This window comes from uncultured Roseobacter sp. (assembly GCF_947496515.1).
In the GTDB taxonomy this organism is placed as follows: Bacteria; Pseudomonadota; Alphaproteobacteria; order Rhodobacterales; family Rhodobacteraceae; genus Roseobacter.
The window spans coordinates 627,694-643,641 of record NZ_CANMDB010000002.1; the positions used below are offsets into that span (position 1 = coordinate 627,694).

17 protein-coding genes and 1 other RNA gene are annotated in these 15,948 nt (G+C 65.3%); 15 read left to right on the forward strand and 3 right to left on the reverse strand.

The features are described 5' to 3' along the window. The 5 genes from Q1A53_RS06640 (at position 1) to Q1A53_RS06660 (ending at position 2,718) form a co-directional block, all read left to right on the forward strand. Entirely contained in the window at positions 1-705 is a 705-nt protein-coding gene (locus Q1A53_RS06640) for a hypothetical protein (RefSeq protein ID WP_299964235.1), read from the forward strand. A gap of 5 nt (positions 706-710) precedes the next feature. Further along, on the forward strand, positions 711-1,358 hold the full coding sequence (locus Q1A53_RS06645) for an N-acetylmuramoyl-L-alanine amidase (RefSeq protein WP_299964237.1): 648 nt from the start codon (positions 711-713) through the stop codon (positions 1,356-1,358). A gap of 94 nt (positions 1,359-1,452) precedes the next feature. Next, positions 1,453-1,835, forward strand: an RNA gene (gene rnpB / locus Q1A53_RS06650) — RNase P RNA component class A. A gap of 116 nt (positions 1,836-1,951) precedes the next feature. After that, positions 1,952-2,119: a 50S ribosomal protein L33 gene (gene rpmG / locus Q1A53_RS06655; protein WP_011454349.1), complete on the forward strand. Its 168-nt coding sequence runs from the start codon at positions 1,952-1,954 to the stop codon at positions 2,117-2,119. Positions 2,120-2,190: 71 nt separating this feature from the next. Beyond that, positions 2,191-2,718, forward strand: a complete 528-nt coding sequence (locus tag Q1A53_RS06660) for an AAA family ATPase (protein WP_299964240.1) — start codon at positions 2,191-2,193, stop codon at positions 2,716-2,718. 55 nt (positions 2,719-2,773) lie between these two features. On the opposite strand, the gene Q1A53_RS06665 is transcribed toward Q1A53_RS06660, so the two are convergent. After that, positions 2,774-3,511: a Bax inhibitor-1/YccA family protein gene (locus Q1A53_RS06665; RefSeq protein ID WP_299964243.1), complete on the reverse strand. Its 738-nt coding sequence runs from the start codon at positions 3,509-3,511 to the stop codon at positions 2,774-2,776. A gap of 170 nt (positions 3,512-3,681) precedes the next feature. Continuing rightward, positions 3,682-3,897 (reverse strand): hypothetical protein, encoded by a 216-nt coding sequence (locus tag Q1A53_RS06670; protein WP_299964246.1) that lies wholly within the window; start codon positions 3,895-3,897, stop codon positions 3,682-3,684. 118 nt (positions 3,898-4,015) lie between these two features. On the opposite strand from Q1A53_RS06670, the gene Q1A53_RS06675 reads away from it, so the two are divergent. The 4 genes from Q1A53_RS06675 (at position 4,016) to Q1A53_RS06690 (ending at position 7,986) form a co-directional block, all read left to right on the forward strand. Continuing rightward, entirely contained in the window at positions 4,016-4,891 is an 876-nt protein-coding gene (locus Q1A53_RS06675; protein WP_299964248.1) for a LysR family transcriptional regulator, read from the forward strand. Between the two features lie 494 nt (positions 4,892-5,385). Next, positions 5,386-5,757: a helix-turn-helix transcriptional regulator gene (locus Q1A53_RS06680; RefSeq protein ID WP_299964251.1), complete on the forward strand. Its 372-nt coding sequence runs from the start codon at positions 5,386-5,388 to the stop codon at positions 5,755-5,757. 70 nt (positions 5,758-5,827) lie between these two features. Then, positions 5,828-6,640, forward strand: a complete 813-nt coding sequence (hisN, locus tag Q1A53_RS06685) for a histidinol-phosphatase (protein ID WP_299964254.1) — start codon at positions 5,828-5,830, stop codon at positions 6,638-6,640. Continuing rightward, positions 6,637-7,986, forward strand: a complete 1,350-nt coding sequence (locus Q1A53_RS06690) for an 8-oxoguanine deaminase (RefSeq protein WP_299964257.1) — start codon at positions 6,637-6,639, stop codon at positions 7,984-7,986. The genes hisN and Q1A53_RS06690 overlap by 4 nt, the downstream gene beginning before the upstream one ends. 99 nt (positions 7,987-8,085) lie before the next feature. Here Q1A53_RS06690 and guaD read toward each other — a convergent pair whose 3' ends face one another. Next, on the reverse strand, positions 8,086-9,387 hold the full coding sequence (gene guaD, locus Q1A53_RS06695; protein WP_299964259.1) for a guanine deaminase: 1,302 nt from the start codon (positions 9,385-9,387) through the stop codon (positions 8,086-8,088). A 109-nt stretch (positions 9,388-9,496) separates the two neighbouring features. Between guaD and mgtE the strand changes: the two genes are divergently transcribed. The 6 genes from mgtE to Q1A53_RS06725 all read left to right on the forward strand — a co-directional run bounded on the left by mgtE (position 9,497) and on the right by Q1A53_RS06725 (position 15,933). After that, complete coding sequence (gene mgtE / locus Q1A53_RS06700; RefSeq protein ID WP_299964261.1) at positions 9,497-10,888, forward strand: magnesium transporter; 1,392 nt, start codon at positions 9,497-9,499, stop codon at positions 10,886-10,888. A gap of 183 nt (positions 10,889-11,071) precedes the next feature. Further along, complete coding sequence (locus tag Q1A53_RS06705) at positions 11,072-11,641, forward strand: 5-formyltetrahydrofolate cyclo-ligase (protein WP_299964263.1); 570 nt, start codon at positions 11,072-11,074, stop codon at positions 11,639-11,641. A 411-nt stretch (positions 11,642-12,052) separates the two neighbouring features. Next, a complete protein-coding gene (locus Q1A53_RS06710; RefSeq protein WP_299964265.1) occupies positions 12,053-12,865 on the forward strand; it encodes a TIGR00282 family metallophosphoesterase in 813 nt (270 codons plus the stop codon). Beyond that, positions 12,862-13,800, forward strand: a complete 939-nt coding sequence (locus Q1A53_RS06715) for a DMT family transporter (RefSeq protein WP_299964267.1) — start codon at positions 12,862-12,864, stop codon at positions 13,798-13,800. Before Q1A53_RS06710 ends, Q1A53_RS06715 begins: the two co-directional genes overlap by 4 nt. Before the next feature lie 119 nt (positions 13,801-13,919). Beyond that, entirely contained in the window at positions 13,920-15,635 is a 1,716-nt protein-coding gene (locus tag Q1A53_RS06720; protein ID WP_366872456.1) for an SLC13 family permease, read from the forward strand. Positions 15,636-15,768: 133 nt separating this feature from the next. After that, entirely contained in the window at positions 15,769-15,933 is a 165-nt protein-coding gene (locus Q1A53_RS06725) for a hypothetical protein (protein WP_299964269.1), read from the forward strand. Positions 15,934-15,948 lie beyond the last annotated feature (15 nt).

Consider the following 15,948-nt stretch of genomic DNA (forward strand, 5'->3'; position numbering starts at 1 on the left):
ATGACTGCACGACTTTTCCTCTCGGCCACGCTGCTCGCGGCGGTTGGCGCCTGCACAACCCCGATCCCGCTGAGCGGGCCCGACACGGGCTTTGACAACTCCGCCCAGACCCAACAGCAACGCGACGCCGCCCTAAATGGTCTGCAATCCACATTGCCCGTGGGCAGTCCGCTCGATCCGGCCTCGCCCGAGGCGACGGCGGCAGAGACCACGCGCATTCTGGCCGAAACACGCAGCCCCGCGGCCCCCGATCTCGGCCAGCCCCCGATCGAGGCGAGCCCTGCGAACCCCGCACCCGTGACGCTCAACAACCCCGGTATCTCGGATGAGAATGACTTCGACGCGGTCGCCGAGCGCGAGAGCATCGAAAGCGACGCCGCCCGGATCGCCAATAACCGCGCGCAGTACGAAGTGGTGACACCCGAAGCACTGCCCGCGCGGCCCAGCGACGACCAGCCCAACATCGTGGCCTTCGCGCTGTCGACGTCTCATCCCAAAGGTCAAAGCGTCTACGCCCGCGCAGGCTTCGGCGGCTCTACCCGGGCAGAGCGGAACTGCGCGGACTACAGATCCGCCGATCAGGCACAGATCGACTTTCTGGCCCGGGGTGGTCCGACCCGGGATCGCCGCGGCATTGACCCCGACGGCGACGGCTATGCCTGTGGCTGGGATCCCGCGCCCTACCGCGCGGCCTCCGACGGCTGAGACCCATGCGCTGGCAGGCCTCGCCCAACCACGGGCCGCGCCGCGACGGGCTGACGCCCACGATCATCGTGATCCACTACACCGCCATGGCCTCCGCACAGGCGGCCATCACGCGGCTTTGTGACCCTGCAGCAGAGGTTTCCGCGCATTACGTCATCTGCCGCACGGGTGCCGCGACACAACTCATTGCCGAAGAAAGCCGCGCCTGGCACGCGGGGCAGGGCGAATGGCACGGCCAACCGGATATCAACTCGCGATCCATCGGCATCGAACTCGACAACGCAGGCACCCATCCCTTTCCAGAGTCGCAAATGAGCGCCCTTGAAACCCTTCTGCGGGACATCCGCACCCGCTGGCCCATCGCGCCGCACAACATCATCGGCCACTCGGACATGGCTCCGGGCCGCAAATCCGATCCCGGCCCGCGCTTCGACTGGACGCGCCTCGCACGCCAGGGCCTGGCAGCGCGCGCCGGTCAGCACGACGCAGCGCCCGCCACCCCGGCCAGCTTCCGCCGGGCGGCGCGCAGCGCGGGCTTCACCGCCACCGCCGATGACGCCACCCTGCTGGCCGCGGTGCGCCTGCGCTTCCGGCCCCATGCCACGGGCCCGCTCCAGCCGCAGGACATCTCCGCCCTCCCGCGTGTCGACTGACGCGCCGACCTGCTCTTTCATCTTGCCAAATAAACTCATTCCGCAGCGGTGCCCCCATTGACCCCGCCCGCATTTGCACGCACACCCGCACCGCGCGGAAGGTCGGATGACCGCTGCGCCGGGGCGACCCGGCGGGGAGGAAAGTCCGGACTCCGGAAATCAACGGTGCCGGGTAACGCCCGGGCGAGGTAACTCGACGGAAAGCGCCACAGAAATGAAACCACCGCGCCCCGGCGCGGCAAGGGTGAAACGGTGGGGTAAGAGCCCACCGCGCCGGTGGCAACACCGGCGGCATGGCAAGCCCCACCGGGAGCAATGCCAAATAGGGACCGCGCGTCGCAAGACAGGGCCGTTTTCGCCCGAGCAGGTCCGGGTTGGCAGCTAGAGCCCCCCTGGCAACAGCGGGGCAAGAGGAATGGTCATCGAACCGGCAGCAGTGCCGGGGAACAGAATCCGGCTTACAGACCTTCCGCGCACGCCACTCCCAGATGATGGCATTTCCAGTTGACAGTGCCCGCGATCCCGTTAAAAGCCGGGCTTCAGGATTATTTCGGCCTCCGCTCCGCGCGCAGGCACCGCAGGAGACATGACCCATGGCCAAGCCAACCACCATCAAGATCCGCCTGAACTCCTCCGCGGGAACAGGCCATTTCTACGTCACCAAGAAAAACGCCCGTACCATGACCGAAAAGATGGTCGTGCGGAAATATGACCCCGTCGCGCGCAAGCACGTTGAATATAAAGAAGGCAAGATCAAGTAGGATCTGGCCTCACGATCGGGCATACCGGGCCTCGCACTCTGCGCGGCCTTTTTCATCTCTGAGGGAACGCCGTGCAGCGGGTGATGATCCTTGGCGGCCCGGGCTCGGGCAAAAGCACGCTGGCGCGGCGGATGGGCGTGCGCACGGGGCTGCCCGTGCACCACATGGATCATATCCACTGGCTGCCGGGCTGGGCGGAGCGTCCAAAACCCGAAAAGATCGCGATGGCACAGCGCATCGAACGCAGCCCTGCGTGGATATTCGAGGGCGGCCTGTCGGCGACCTATGACCACCGCGCCAGCCGCGCCGATACGCTGGTCTGGCTCGACTTGCCCGTGGGCCTGCGCATGTGGCGCGTGACGTGGCGGCTGATGCGCAATTACGGTCAGCGCAGACCCGATATGGCAGAGGGCTGCCTCGAGACGGTCCACCGCGAGACTTTACCCTTCTACGTCTATATCTGGAGGACGCGTCGCACCCACAGGTCCCGGATCCAGCGCCTGATCGACGCGCATCCGCGGCTCTCGGTGCATCAACTGACATCGCGCGGTGCAGTGGCGCGGTTCATCGCAGGGCTCGGTACCGCTCCCGTCGGCTGAAACGAAAAAGGCCGGCCCCTCTCAGGACCGGCCCCAAACCGTCGATGTAAAAGCGTTATTCGCGATTGCCGAAGAGCGACAGCAGCATCATGAACATGTTGATGAAGTTCAGATAGAGGCTCAGCGCGCCCATGATACCGGACTTCTGCAACCACTCCTGATCGCCATGGTGGGCGTGTGCCAGGTATGTGTTCTTGATGTTCTGCGTGTCATAAGCGGTCAGACCGGCAAAGATCAGAACACCGATGGCCGAAATCGCGAACATGATCGCGGGCGACCCCAGGAAGATGTTGACAATCGACGCAACGACGAGGCCGATCACGCCCATGATCAGGAAGCTACCCCAGCCGGAGATGTCTTTCTTGGTGGTGTATCCCCACAGCGACAGGCCCGCGAAGGCGATCGATGTGATCAGAAAGATCTGGGCAATCGACATGCCCGTGAAGGCCACGAAGATCCACGATATCGACAGACCCATCACCGCCGCAAAGGCGTAGAAGAACGTCTGCGCCGCGGCCGCGGAGAATTTGTTGATCATGGCACTGAAGCCAAAGACCATCGCCAGCGGCGCGAACATCACGATCCAGCCCAGGATATTCGGCTGCAGCGTTACCGGATCACGGAAAATCGCCATCAGTTCCGGCGCTGTGCCCACGGCCCAGGCCACGGCAAAAGTGATCAGCATGCCTATGGACATTGTGCCATAGACTTTATTCATATGGGTACGCAGCCCCTCATCAATCTGGGCGGCGCGGGATCCGGCTGTGGACCGGATTGTATTCACGTCAGCCATTAAAGACCTCCACTCGGCTATTATGCGCGTCAGACGTCCTGCGCGCTCTCTGCGCTGAATATCGGCAGCGCAGAGGGTCTTTTCAAGGTCTTTTGGTCAGCAATGGCCGTCAGAGACGCGATTTCGGCGCATAAATTTGCAGCGAGGACAAAAGCGGCAGCCCCCGGCCTTCAACGCCGAACCCATGTGTCCGGCACATCCCACGCGGGCCGCCGCGCTTCGGCCTGGGCTGCTTCACTGCAAATGCCGATATCCTCCAGCGCGCGGGCATCCAGTCTGGCGAGCGTCTGCCGCGACCGATAAAGGGTCAGATACGTGCGAAAACCGGTGCGAGAGCGGTGCAGGCGCCGCGAAAGCTGTGCGCCCAGAAACTCGGTGAGAACCATGGCTCAATCTCCTTCGTGATATTTGAGTGATCTTTCATCAACGTACTTGATCTATATGCTCAAGCCTGTCTTATATTGAAAACGAATGTTTTTGATCTGATCCATCAGGAGGTGTGATATGCGAAATCTGGACATCACCGTGCTGCGCTCTTTTGTCGCCGTGGCAGACAGCGGCGGCGTCACCCGGGCGGCGGGTTTTCTGCATCTGACGCAATCTGCCGTCTCCATGCAGCTTAAGCGGCTGGAAGAGTTGCTGGATGTCGACCTGCTCGACCGCACCGGGCGCACCATCGCGCTGACCGCGGCGGGAGAGCAGCTGCTGGTCTACGCCCGCCGGATGGTGGCGCTGAACGATGAGGTGGTGGGCCGGCTGACCGACCGACCTTTCGAGGGAGAGATCGTGCTGGGCGTGCCCCATGACATCGTCTACCCGGCCATCCCGCAGGTGCTGAAACAGTTCAATGCCGCCTTTCCGGGGGTGCGCGTACGCCTTGTGTCCTCCTACACCCGCGCGCTGAAGGAGATGTTTGCCCGCGGCGACTGTGATCTGATCCTGACGACCGAGAAAGCGGTGGACCCGGGCGGCGACACGCTGAGCCGCAAGCCGCTGCTGTGGGTCGGGGCGCCCGGCGGCGCGGCCTGGCGGCAGCGGCCCCTGCGGCTGGCCTTTGGCAGCAGCTGCACCTTTCGCCCGCATGTGGTCGAGGCGCTGGATGAGGCGGGTATCCCCTGGGACATTATCGTTGAAACCGAAAGCGACCGGACCATCGAGGCCACGGTCAGCGCCGATCTCGCCGTGCACACCATGATTGAGGGAACCGAGCCGCCGCATCTGGAGCGGATCGAGCATGCAGGCGCGCTGCCACCGCTCTCGCATCAGCTCATCAACCTTTACGGCGCGCGGGTGACCCAGAACGACGTGCATGAAACGCTGGCGCGTTTTTTGTGCCGCGCCTTTTCCGGCGAAGAGGCGCGCCCGCTCAAGATTGCCTGATGTCGCCTCCGGCTGCGGGCAGGAGGGCGCTCATTGGACACCCTCACCGCCCACCGGCGGCTATCCGCCGGTTTCGGTCCCGATCGGCGGATTTCACCTCACGCCGGACACACCGGACGGATCTGCACCTTTTTTGTGGTGATCGTAGCCGGTCGGCGCATGTCATAGGACATAAATCGGGCGCGGGAGCCGCGAGAATCAACTGTAGATTGAGGAAACCAGCCAAAATTTGACCAAATACAAAAAATTTTAACTGAATGGTGATCTCTGAAACAATGTATCAAAAGCACCTGATTTTACAGGGAAAGACGAATGCTGCCGTGCTTTCCGGCACGTCGGTCGTCAGCCTGTTGGTGTTATAATGATTGATCGGGTCCCGTTTTTCACTATTGTTCGGCGGCAAGACGGCGCCGTGCAAATCGCGGCTAGGTTGTATCGCAAACAATCCGACCGCGAGGTCGCCAGCTCTTGATATAGGTACGAGGTAAAAGCAGATGGTCCATGTCGTCGATGTTCACGTAGGCAAGCGGATCCGGCAGCGGCGCTGGCTGGTTGGTATGACACAGCAGAAACTGGCCGAATGCGTCGGGATCAAGTTCCAGCAGATCCAGAAGTATGAGACCGGTGCAAACCGCGTCAGCGCGTCCCGGCTCTGGGACATTGCCGATGCGCTGGAGGTTGATGTGGCGTTCTTCTTCGAAGGGCTCAAGACGGAACCGTCGGCAGAGCCTGCGCAGGACGCCGTTCCAGCGGATATGCTGGGCGACAAGGAAGCGATGGATCTGGTCCGCTCCTATTACGCGATCCCGGAAAATCAGCGCCGTCGGCTTTTTGAGCTGGCGCGGGTGCTCAGCGACGTCGCCTGAGGTCACTTTTCGTCGCATCGTGAGTGGCAGTGCTCTTGCATCCGCTTGAGACGACTGCCACCACACGGTCATGACTCCACGTACTGATCCAACCGGTTGCGCTGCCATTCATCAGGTCGCGCAACAGCTGGCCGATGCGGCCCGCGCCGCCATCCTGCCCTATTTCCGGCAGGCGGGGCTGGCGGCGGAGAACAAGCACAAAGACGGATTCGATCCGGTCACCGAGGCTGACCGCGCGGCGGAGCGTGCCATGCGGGCGATCCTGACCGAGCAGCGCCCGGATGACGCCATCCTGGGCGAGGAATACGGGGCCCGGGCGGGCAGCAGCGGGCTGACCTGGGTGCTCGATCCCATCGATGGCACGCGCGCTTTCATCAGCGGAACACCCACCTGGGGTGTGCTGATCGCGGTCTCCGATGACGATGGGCCGTTCTACGGGATGATCGACCAGCCCTACACGGCGGAACGGTTCGTGGGGTTTGAGCGCCACGCGCGCATGACGGGGCCCTTGGGTGACCGCGATCTGGGCACGCGGAACACCGCACGGCTGGCCGATGCGGTCCTCTTCACCACCTTCCCCGGGGTTGGCACCGGGGCCGAGCGTGCGGCGTTCGAGGCTGTCTCGCAGCGTACCAAACTGACCCGCTACGGGATGGATTGCTACGCCTATGCGTTGCTCGCCTCGGGTCAGATCGATCTGGTGATCGAGGCCGGGCTGCAGGCCTACGACATTCAGGCGCCTATCGCGCTGATCCAGGCCGCCGGCGGCGTGGTAACCAATTGGGAGGGCGGCCCTGCCCATGGGGGAGGGCGCGCGCTCGCCGCCGCCAACCCGGAGATCCACGGCGCAGCGCTTGAGGTGCTGCGCGAGAGCCTGGGATGAGCGCGCTGCTGCTGCGCGGGGCGGACCATCTGGTCACCATGGACGATGCAGACCGGGTGCTGCGCGATGCGGATGTGCTGGTGGAGAACGGCCGGATCGCGGCCATCGGCGCCGATCTCGCGAGCAACGCGCCCGACCTGCCCGTGCTGGACGTTCACGGCTGCCTTGTCACCCCCGGTCTGGTCAACACGCACCACCACCTCTTTCAGTCGCTGACCCGTGCGGTACCTGCCGCACAGGACGCCTTGCTGTTTGACTGGCTGCAAACGCTCTACCCGATCTGGGCGCGGCTGACGCCGGAGCATATCTACACCTCGGCGCAGGTCGGACTGGCGGAGCTTGCGCTGTCGGGCTGCACGCTCAGCAGCGATCACCTCTATCTCTTTCCCAACGGCGCCCGTCTGGATGACACCATCGCGGCGGCGGCGGAACTGGGCCTGCGGTTTCAGCCGACCCGCGGGGCCATGAGCATCGGGCGGTCGCAGGGCGGCCTGCCGCCCGATGATCTGGTGGAGCGGGAGGCGGATATTCTGGAAGACTGCCTGCGCGTCATCGACCGCTTTCACGATGCCGGTGCGGGGTCCATGTGCCGGGTCGGTGTGGCGCCCTGTTCGCCTTTCTCCGTCAGCCGGGAGCTCATGCGCGACGCGGCTCTGCTGGCGCGGGACAAGGGTGTGATGCTGCACACCCATCTGGCCGAGAACGAGGAGGATATCGCCTATTCGCTGGAAACCTTCGGCTGCCGTCCCGGCCAATACGCGCAGGATCTGGGCTGGGTGGGGCGGGATGTCTGGCACGCCCATTGCGTCAAGCTCGATCCGGCCGAGATCGATCTTTTCGCCGCCACAGGTACCGGTGTCGCCCATTGCCCCTGCTCCAACTGCCGTCTGGGCAGCGGCATCGCGCCCGTCACCGCCATGCGTGCGGCAGGGGTGCCGGTGGGCCTAGGCGTGGATGGTTCGGCCAGCAATGACGCGGGCAATCTCGTGGCCGAGGCCCGGCAGGCGATGCTGCTGCAACGCGCCGCCCAGGGCGCCCGCGCCATGCGCCCCATGGCCGCGCTCGAGCTGGCGACCCGCGGTGGCGCGGATGTGCTGGGCAGACCCGAATGCGGGCGCATCGCGGTGGGCTGCCGTGCGGATCTGGCCGTCTGGGACGTGTCGGGCATCGAGACCGCGGGGAGCTGGGACCCGGCGGCGCTTTTGCTTGCCGGACCCACGACCGTGCGCGACCTGATCGTGGAAGGTCGCCAGATCGTGCGGGACGGTCAGCTGACGACGCTCGACATGGGCGCGCTGATCGCCCGGCAAAACCGCATGGTGCAGGCGTTGCGCGCGGCGCTTTAGTACCGGCAGTCACACGCTTTTCTACCAATCGGGCAGAGGGCGACGGCGCCGGAAAGGCCTTCGAAGGCCTTTCGCCTCCGGCAGGTGCTGCGCAGCAGATCAGCCGTCGCGCTGGCGTCGGGTCCCGGCAATCCACACATCGGCAATGGCGCGGTCATCGCCCATCATCAGCGTCGGAAAGACCGCCTCCCAGATCGTCTCCGCCTCCGCCGCTCGCTGCGCGATGGCGGGGGTGGAGGCCAGATCCAGCACCGTCAGATCCGCTTCCATGCCCGGGGCGAGCGTGCCGATACGGTCGTGCAGATGCAGGCTCCGCGCGGAGCCTGTGGTCGCCAGCCAGAGCAGTTGCGCGGGATGCAGGGGCGTGCCGCGCAGCTGGGCGATCTCATAGGCCGCGGCCATGGTCCGCAACATGGAAAACGACGACCCGCCCCCGGTGTCCGTCGCCAGCCCCACCGGGATGCCGCGCGCCGCAACACCCGCCAGATCCATCAGACCCGATCCGATAAAGCTGTTGGAGGTCGGGCAATGGGCCAACGCCGCGCCGGTCTCGGCCAGCCGGTCGATCTCCCGCGGGGTCAGGTGGATAGAGTGGCCGTAAAGCCCGCGCGCCCCCAGCAGCCCGTGCGCCTCATAGGTGTCGAGGTAGTCGCGCGCCTGCGGAAACAGCGTCTCGACCCAGGCGACCTCCGCGCGCTGCTCGCTCAGATGGGTCTGCATCAGACAGCCTGGATGCTCCGACCAGAGCGCGCCCATGGCACTCAGCTGCGCGGGGCTCGAGGTCGGCGAAAACCGCGGTGTGATGGCGTAGCCCGCGCGCCCCCGACCATGCCAGCGCGCGATCAGCGTCTTGCTGTCGTCATAGGCCGATTGCGGCGTATCCAGCAGGCCAGCGGGCGCGTTCCGGTCCATACAGACCTTGCCCGCCACCGTCCGCATACCCCGCGCCGCCGCTGCTTCGAAAAACGCGTCCACGCTGTGGGGGTGGGTCGTCGCAAAGGAGCACATGCTGGTGGTGCCATGATCCAGCGCCAGATCCAGATAGCGCGCGGCAATGGTGCGTGCATAGTCTGGATCCTCCAGCCGCATCTCCTCGGGAAACGTATAGGTGTTCAGCCAGTCGATGAGCTGTTTGCCCCAGCTGGCGATCATCGCGGTCTGCGGATAATGCACGTGGGCGTCGATGAAACCGGGGCAGATCAGGTTCTCCGCGTAGTCCACGACAACCGCCTGGCGGTACCGCCTGCGCAGGTCCTCAGCCGCACCGACCTCGGCGATCCGCCCTGCCTCGATCAATACGCCGCCCGATGGGGTGATGCGCACAGCCTCCTCCCAGGGACCCGTCAGCGGATCGCCCACAGCCTCGAATGTCTGACCGATCAGAAGGGTTTGCGCACTCATGCCACTTGTCTAGGCGTCCGCGCTCCGGGCCACAACGGGCAAACCGCGCAAGATTGTCACCGGAGAAGGCTGCGCCTATGGTCCGGGCAACACGAAAGAGGAGAGGCCCATGACCGAGCAGTCAGCAGAGGTGGCGCGGGACGACGAGGACGACGCCTACCTTCTGGGGCCCAAGGCGATTGCGGCGATCCTTTACGCCGTGGACATCGACGACAGTGCCAAGCTGACGGAGCTCATGGCGCCGCTGCACGCCGCCGACATCGCGGATCTGCTCGAACAGATCAATCCCTTTGACCGGTCCCGGCTCATTCGCCTCTACGGGCGGGAGTTCGACGGCGAAATCCTGTCGGAACTCGACGAAGCGATTCGCGAGGAAGTCATCGCGGTTCTGGCGCCGCAGGTTCTGAACCAGGCCATCCGCGACATGGACAGCGACGATGTGGTCGATCTGGTCGAGGATCTGGAGGACCACCAGCAGGAAGCCATCCTCAAGGCGCTCCCCGATACCGACCGGGTCGCGGTCGAACAGGCGCTCAGCTACCCGGAATACTCCGCCGGTCGCCTGATGCAGCGCGAGGTCGTCATGGCGCCCGAGCACTGGACCGTGGGCACCGCCATCGACCATCTGCGCAGCACACCGGAGGCGCAGCTGCCGGATCAGTTCTACCATATCGTGCTGGTGGACCCGCGGCTGCACCCCATTGGCAACGTCACGTTGGGCAAGCTCATGCGCTCCAAACGCGAGGTACGGCTGAAGGACATTCAGGAAGAGACCTTCCAGATCATCCCCGCCACCCAGGACGAATCGGACGTGGCCTACGCCTTCAACCAGTACCACCTGATCTCCGCCCCCGTGGTCGATGACGAAGACCGCCTGATCGGGGTGATTACCATCGACGACGCCATGGCCGTGCTCGACGAAGAGCACGAAGAAGACATCCTGCGCCTTGCCGGTGTGGGGGAAGGCTCGCTCAGCGACCGGGTGATCGAGACGACCAAGCAGCGCCTGCCGTGGCTCGCCGTCAACCTCGTCACCGCCATCGCCGCCAGCCTCGTGATCGCCCAGTTCGAGGTGGCGATCGCCCAGATCGTGGCGCTGGCGGTGCTGATGCCGATCGTCGCCTCCATGGGCGGCAATGCGGGCACCCAGTCGCTGACCGTGGCGGTGCGCGCCATCGCCACCAAGGACCTGACCGGCGCCAACGTCTGGCGGGTCATCCGGCGCGAAGTGCTGGTGGGGCTGATCAACGGTGTGATCTTTGCGGTCGTCATGGGCGTCGTGGGCCTGATCTGGTTCGGCTCGCCCGCGCTGGGCTACGTGATTGCGGCCGCCATGGTGATCAATCTCGTGGTGGCGGGGCTCGCAGGTACGGTCATCCCGGTGATCCTCGACCGGGTGGGCGTGGACCCGGCCCTTGCCTCGGGCGCCTTTGTGACCACGGTGACGGATGTGGTGGGCTTTTTCGCCTTCCTGGGCCTCGCCGTGATCGTGCTGTTGTGAGCGCAGGGTTTCATCGCGCGTTCACGCGCGTCTTTCGTCATCGCGCGCCTGTGCGCGTCTTTCGTCACAGCGCGACCACGCGTGTTTTCCGCTACTGCGCGCCCGCGCCCCTGTTTCATCATCGCGCGTTCATGAGCGTACCAACCACCTTTCGCCAGTCGGAAGGCCTTTCCGCGTGCTCCGGTGACTGATCTGGCAGAGGCCAAGGCCGCCGCCCGCAAAGCCGGTTTCGCCCGGCGCAAGGCGGCGCATGCAGCCGATCCGGGTACCGGGGCAGGGGTGCTCTCGGGCTTTCTGGCAGGGTTTCGCGGCGTGCCGCTCTCGGGCTACGTGCCCATCCGGACAGAGATTGACCCGCTGCCCGCCATGGCAGAGGCCGCCGCCCATGGCCCCGTGGGCATCCCGGTGATCGACGGCGCGGGGCAGCCCCTGCGCTTTGCCCGCTGGCAGCCCGGAATGGCGCTCATTGATGGTCCTTTTGGCGCGCAAATCCCGCAAACGCCGGACTGGATGGAACCCGAGATCCTGATCCTGCCCCTGGTGGCCTTTGATGCGCACGGTGTCCGCCTGGGCTACGGCGGTGGCTTTTACGACCGCACGCTGGACCGTCTCCGCGCCCGGCGCGCGACACTGGCGGTGGGCTTTGCCTATGCCGCACAGGAGGCCCAACGTCTGCCGCAGGAGCCCACAGACCAGCCGCTCGACTACATCGTCACAGAAGCAGGCGTGTTGGACCTGCAGCATTCCGACTGAGCGGAGACCTGCACCTCTGGCCCCTCGATGGCCCGTCGCACATGGTCTCGGTGCGGAAGGTGATCCCAAGGTCTCCTGCGCGGTTGGGCACTTTCGCCAGCGAGACGACCCCGTGCCGGGTTGACGCCACCATCGGAGAGCTTGTCTGGGCCTCATCTTCCCCCGAACCCTCGCAAAACCACCCGCCGCGCCCGGCTCGGGGCGGTGAGGTGCCCGGAGCAGGCATCGACGCGCCCGACGTCCCGGCATATTCCCGGCGGTCGTGCGGTGTCACGCTGCGCGGGCGGATGTCCGGGCCGGTTTCCTATCGGCGCGCGGTGGCGCACAGATCGTGGTCTCAACCCCGCGGGCTGCAAACAATTCTGCTCCGTTGCCCTTGCCGAGCACCGGGCCGCGCCCTACCCATCCTGAATGAAAATACTTTTCCTCGGGGACGTGATGGGTCGGGCCGGGCGTCGCGCCATCAGCGAGACGCTGCCGCGGCTGCGCAAGGACTGGCGGCTGGATTTCGTCGTGGTCAACGGCGAGAACGCCACCTCCGGCGCCGGGCTGTCGGGGGCGCATGCGCGCACGATGCTGGACGCGGGCGCCGATTGCGTGACGCTGGGCGATCACGCCTTTGATCAGCGCGACATGCTGCAGTTCATCGAGCAGGAACCCCGCGTGATCCGGCCCCTCAACTTCTCCAAGGCCGCACCGGGCAAGGGGGCCCGGCTCTTCACCGCTCGGAACGGGCGCAAGGTGCTGGTCGCGCAGGTGCTGGGGCAGGTCTTCATGAAGCGCCCCTTCGATGATCCCTTCTCGGCGCTGGAGCCGGTGCTCAAGACCCACCCTCTGGGTGGGCAGGCGGCGGCTGCGATCGTGGATGTGCACTGCGAGGCGACCTCGGAAAAGATGGCCATGGGTCATTTCTGCGATGGCCGCGCCAGCCTCGTGGTGGGCACGCATACCCACGTGCCCACGGCGGATGCGATGATCCTGCCGGGCGGCACCGGGTACCTCAGCGATGCGGGGATGTGCGGCGACTATGCCTCCGTCATCGGGATGGACAAGGCAGAGCCCCTGCGCCGCTTCATCACCGGCATGCCGCGCGACCGCTTTCAGCCCGCCACGGGGCCCGTGACCCTCTCCGGTGTCTACGTGGAGACCGACGACCGCACCGGCAAAACCACCCGCATCGAGATGGTGCGCGACGGCGGGTTGTTGCAGCAAAGCGCGCCATGACAGGGATGACACGTCCGGCGGGCGGGGCGGAGCGGCTGATGCTGACGGTGGTGCTGCTGGTGCTGGGAGCAGGCTGGGGCATCACCATGCCGCTCACCAAGATCGCCGTCTCAACAGGCTTTGGCCATTTCGGGCTCATCTTCTGGCAACTGGTGATCGGTGTGGTCTTGATGAGCCTCCTTCTCCTCTTGCGGGGGAAGGGCCTTCCAAGGCCCTTCCAGCGCGGGCCCGGACCGTGGCGCGTCTGGGCCGTGATCGCGCTGGTCGGCACGCTGGTGCCCAACACGGCCTCTTACCAGGCCGCGGTCCATCTGCCCGCAGGGATCATGGCGATCCTTCTGTCAATGATCCCCATGTTCGCCTTCCCTGTGGCGCTCGGCATGGGGCTCGACCGTTTTTCCTGGCGCCGTCTCGGCGGGCTCGTGGCCGGGCTCACCGGTGTTCTGCTCATCGTGGGCCCGGGCGCGCGCATCGCGGGCGATATCCCTGTGTTCTGGGTGGGCGTCGCCCTGATTGCCGGCATGTGCTACGCGATGGAAGGCAACATCGTCGCCAAATGGGGCACCGCCGGGATGGACCCGGTAGAGGTGCTCTGGGGCGCGTCCCTGCTGGGGGCCATCGCCGTGCTGCCGCTGACACTGCTCACGGGCCAGTTCATCCCGCCGGGGGCTCTCAACAGCACCGCCGGTCACGCGCTGATCGGGGCGGCGCTGGCGCACACGGGCGTTTACGCAGGCTACGTCTGGCTGGTGGGGCGCGCGGGCGCCGTCTTTGCGGTGCAGGTTAGCTATTTGGTCACGGGTTTCGGTGTATTCTGGGCAAAACTGATCTTGGATGAAGCTTACGTCGGCGTGATCTGGGCCGCGCTGCTGATGATGTTTGCAGGTCTCTACCTGGTGCAACCGCGCCCCAAGCCCGCGCTTGCCCCGGCCTGAGCGATGCGCAACACTCCCGCCATGCGCGAACAGACCCCAAGGTAGCACCGCACTTGCCCTTCCTGACCGAGCTTTCCCCCAACGCCCCCGCCTTCGCCACCCTCGCGGTGGTGGCGCTGATGTTCGTGATGTTCATGCGCGAAAGCTACCCGACCGAGGTCGTGGCCATTGCGGGTGCGGCGGTGATGCTCACCCTCGGCGTGCTGCCCTACGACGACGCCCTCGCGGTGCTCAGCAACCCCGCCCCCTGGACCATTGCCGCGATGTTCATCGTGATGGGGGCACTGGTGCGCACCGGCGCGCTGGAGGTGCTGACCCAGCTCGCCGAACGCTACGCCAAGACCCACCCCCGCGGCGCTGTCGCTGGCGTGATCCTGTCGGTCATGGGGGCCTCGGCCATTATGAACAATACCCCCGTTGTGGTCGTGATGATCCCGGTCGTGGTCCAGCTGAGCCAGACCCTGGGTGAAAAAGCCTCGAAGTTTCTCATCCCGCTCAGCTATGCGGCGATCATGGGCGGCTCGCTCACGCTGATCGGCACCTCCACCAACCTGCTGGTGGACGGGGTCGCCCGTACGCAAGGGCTGGCGCCCTTCACCATCTTTGAGATCCTGCCTATCGGTCTGGTGGTCTGCGTCTGGGGGCTGATCTACCTCAGCCTCTTCGCCCGCCGCCTGCTGCCCGAGCGCGACAGCATGGCCAACATGCTCTCGGACCGCTCCAAGATGAAGTTCTTCACCGAGGCGGTGATCCCGCCTGACTCAAACCTCATCGGGCGTGAGGTGCTGAGCGTGCAGCTCTTCAAACGCGAGGGTGTGCGGCTCATCGACGTCGTCCGGGGCGACGCCTCTCTGCGCCGCAACCTCCAGGGGGTCGAGCTTCAGCTGGGCGACCGCGTGGTGCTGCGGACCCAGATGACCGAACTGCTCAGCCTGCAGGCCAACAAGGAACTCAAGCGCGTCGATCAGGTCTCGGCGGTGGAAACCACCACCGTCGAAGTGCTCATCACCCCCGGCTGCCGCATGATCGGTCGCAGCCTGGGCGCGCTGCGGCTGCGGCGGCGCTACGGCGTCTATCCGCTGGCGGTGCACCGGCGCAATCAGAACATCGGGCGGCAGCTTGATGATCTGATCGTCCGGGTGGGCGACACCCTGCTGCTCGAAGGCGCGCCTGCCGATATTCAACGGCTCGCGGCAGACATGGACATGGTCGATGTCTCCCACCCTTCCGCGCGCGCCTTCCGGCGCAGCCATGCGCCCATCGCGGTGCTGGCGCTGGCTGGGATCGTCACCCTTGCCGCCTTCAACGTGGCGCCGATCCTGCTGCTGGCGATCCTTGCCGTGGCGCTGGTGCTGGTGACGGGCTGCATTGACGCGGATGAGGCGTTCTCCTTCGTGGATGGCCGCCTGCTGGCGCTCATCTTCGCGATGCTGTCGGTGGGTGCCGCGCTGCAGAACTCGGGCGCTGTCGCACTCATCGTCGATGCGGTCTCGCCCACGCTTCAGACGATGCCGCCCTGGCTGGTGGTGCTGGTCGTCTTCCTGATGACCTCCACCTTCACCGAGATCGTCTCCAACAATGCCGTGGCGGTGATCATGACACCGCTGGCCATTGGTCTGGCCGCCGCACTCGGCCTCGACCCGCGGCCTCTGGTGGTCGCTGTGATGATCGCCGCCTCCTGCGCCTTTGCCACGCCGATCGGTTACCAGACGAATACGCTGGTCTACGGCCCGGGTGGGTACCGGTTTACGGATTTCATGCGCGTGGGCATTCCGCTCAACCTCAGTATGGGGGTGATCTCCTCGCTGACCATCCCTCTGATCTGGCCGCTTTGACGCCCCCGTTGACGCTCTATGCCGCTATGCAGCAATTGCAATGCAGCATTGCCGTGTTTACGCTTGTTTCTTAGGGGTTTGTTCATATTTTCGGTCGTATCAGAACGCATGGTTCTGAGGAAAGGAGTGGCTTATGAACACTGTGATAGCACGACTGAAGGACGCGGCCGAGAAGCGGGCGCAGTTCAACCGCACCTATAACGAGCTGCGGTTCATGCCACGCGAAACGGCGATTGATCTGGGGATGTTCCCGGAAGACGCCTATCATGTGGCGTACGCCCACGTCTACGGACGCTAAGGCGATACCGGCGCA